The sequence below is a fragment of the Helicobacter bilis genome (assembly GCF_900198365.1).
Classification (GTDB): Bacteria; Campylobacterota; Campylobacteria; order Campylobacterales; family Helicobacteraceae; genus Helicobacter_A; species Helicobacter_A bilis_B.
The window spans coordinates 1-2,024 of the sequence record NZ_FZMS01000109.1 but is presented as its reverse complement, the minus strand read 5'-3'; the positions used below and the strand labels follow the sequence as shown (position 1 = coordinate 2,024).

4 protein-coding genes are annotated in these 2,024 nt (G+C 33.3%); all 4 read right to left on the bottom strand.

Annotated features, from left to right (window positions below):
* Nucleotides 1-645 (bottom strand): LPD3 domain-containing protein (locus tag C6H08_RS11120; RefSeq protein ID WP_104686215.1); only part of this gene is annotated, 645 nt, incomplete at its 3' end.
* Between the two features lie 47 nt (nucleotides 646-692).
* The gene (locus C6H08_RS11115) at nucleotides 693-1,025 is read right to left on the bottom strand and encodes a DNA adenine methylase (RefSeq protein WP_267892906.1); all 333 of its coding nucleotides are present in this window, start codon (nucleotides 1,023-1,025) and stop codon (nucleotides 693-695) included.
* 296 nt (nucleotides 1,026-1,321) lie between these two features.
* On the bottom strand, nucleotides 1,322-1,660 hold the full coding sequence (locus C6H08_RS11110; protein WP_267892905.1) for a PBECR3 domain-containing polyvalent protein: 339 nt from the start codon (nucleotides 1,658-1,660) through the stop codon (nucleotides 1,322-1,324).
* Nucleotides 1,661-1,672: 12 nt separating this feature from the next.
* The coding region (locus C6H08_RS11105) for a hypothetical protein (RefSeq protein WP_411698108.1) at nucleotides 1,673-2,024 on the bottom strand (352 nt) is incomplete at its 5' end.

The following is a 2,024-nucleotide window of genomic DNA, read 5'->3' as shown; positions in this document are numbered from 1 at the left end:
GTCTATTTCATCTAACATGTGCCTATAGACTTCTGGCAGATTTTGTGGTATAATGTCAGTATCGGTTTTAGCAATAGTAGTGGTTTCAGGGTGTGCGGTCGCCACCGATTGAGCTTTAACCGCCGATTCTGCGTTACGCATACTAACGCTTAAGGAATCGGGTTTATCTAAACCTTCTAATTCTAAAGTATAGATTCTGTTTTTCCCTTCTATTTTTTCAAATAGTGTAATTTTTGCTTGTGCTTCTTTATCATTTATACTTAAATCTTGTATAAATCTATGCACTTTTATATGTTCCCTTTGCTTATTGTCTGCGTGTGATTCTTTTAATTTGCTATTCTCAAAAAGGCTTTTTAAATCTTGTGCTACTTTAAAATGCTCGTCTCTACTAAATCCGTTTGCGATACTTTTATCTATTGCCTTTTTACTTGATATTTTATTAATCTCATTAGTCGTTATAAAGCCTTGCATTCCTGTTTCTTTGTTTGTTATGGGCTGGGTTTTATATGGGCTCAATACTCCTATTAAATCATTTCTTAAAACTTTTATACCTTTTGTTTCTTGTGTGGTGTATGTGAAATTAGAATCGATTTTTTCATTTAAATGAGATGTTTCGCCTTGCGGCTCAACATGAGGATTTTGCATTTCAGTATGAGGGTTTCCCTTTATTTTTCCACTTTTTGCATACTCATCTATGATTTGTTGTTCGTATTCTTTAGAAAGTCTTGTATCTCTTGCTTCTGTGCTTGTGTGAATTTTTCTTTTGAATCATTAATACCAAATACTTCATAAATCTTTGCCCTTAATATCTCTGTATCGCTTATGCCATCTAGTCTTTTCTGATAGTTGTCATAATCATTCCATATAACCCTATTTTTAGGATACCATTGCTTTATATTATGTGAGATTAAGCCACTACCGCCAAATACATCTAAAAATATTGTTTCATCGTTTATATATCCATCGCCTTGCATATCTTGCAAAACTTGCTTTATATGTTTTAGCATGTTTTTCTTATTTCCCATAAATGCTAAAGGGGGTTTGTTGTATTGCATTTTTTTATTATATCCCCTATTGTTTATATACTATCTTAAAGTTAATCCCACTACGCATATGCTAAGAATGGGGACTTATGCTTTATTGCTTAAAACATAAGCGATACATATTTATTGTATTTACTTTTTTAATTGAAATATAGGGGCTTGTTTTGTTTGGGATTTTGTGATACAATTTAGTAAGCCTTTAGAGATAAGCCTTAAAGGTTTAGTGCGTTATCTAAGTTTCCAGCGTTAATCGTGTATGTCGGGGACGCCATTAGATTCTAATGGTTAGCGTTTTTAAAGGCGTTTGACTTGCTTAAATCCCCTTTTTCAAAATACATAGTTTTAAAACTTAGTTCATTAACCTTTTGTCGTATCTCTTCTACAACTACATAGTATCCATTTATTTGCTTACCGCTTAGTAAAATTTCCTTGCCTTTATGGTCTTTTGTCAAGGTTTTTCTATCGGCTTTATCCGCATAGCTTTGGTATTTTGCGATTTCATCAAGCGTTACAGCCTTTTGGTTTCCATTTTTTACCATAGGTGAGTTTTCGCCGTGCCTTTTTAGCGTATGTATCACTTCGCTTGGCGTTATGCTTCTTGTGGTTTTTTGTGGAATTCTAAAACCTAATTATTTGGCTTTTGTCTCATCAAGCGTATTGATAGGTATTTTCTTGTTGTTATCTATCGCCCATTGAATTACTTCAGCGTTAAGATTTTCTGCACCTATAAGGATTTTATCATCGCCTTTTTGTGGGCTATTTTCTAGTATTTTTATAACTTCTTGCGTATCCACTTTTTTGCCTTGTTGTATTTTTGGAATTATATCTTTTTTTAAATATATTCTCTCCATTACAGCCTTTGCTTTAGGATTCTTAGCTAGTCTTTCTATACTTTTACCGCTCATCACTCCACCTAAGTATCCACTTCCTAAATGTGCGTTACTTTGCATAGTTATAGAATCTTTTAACGCAGCGATTTCT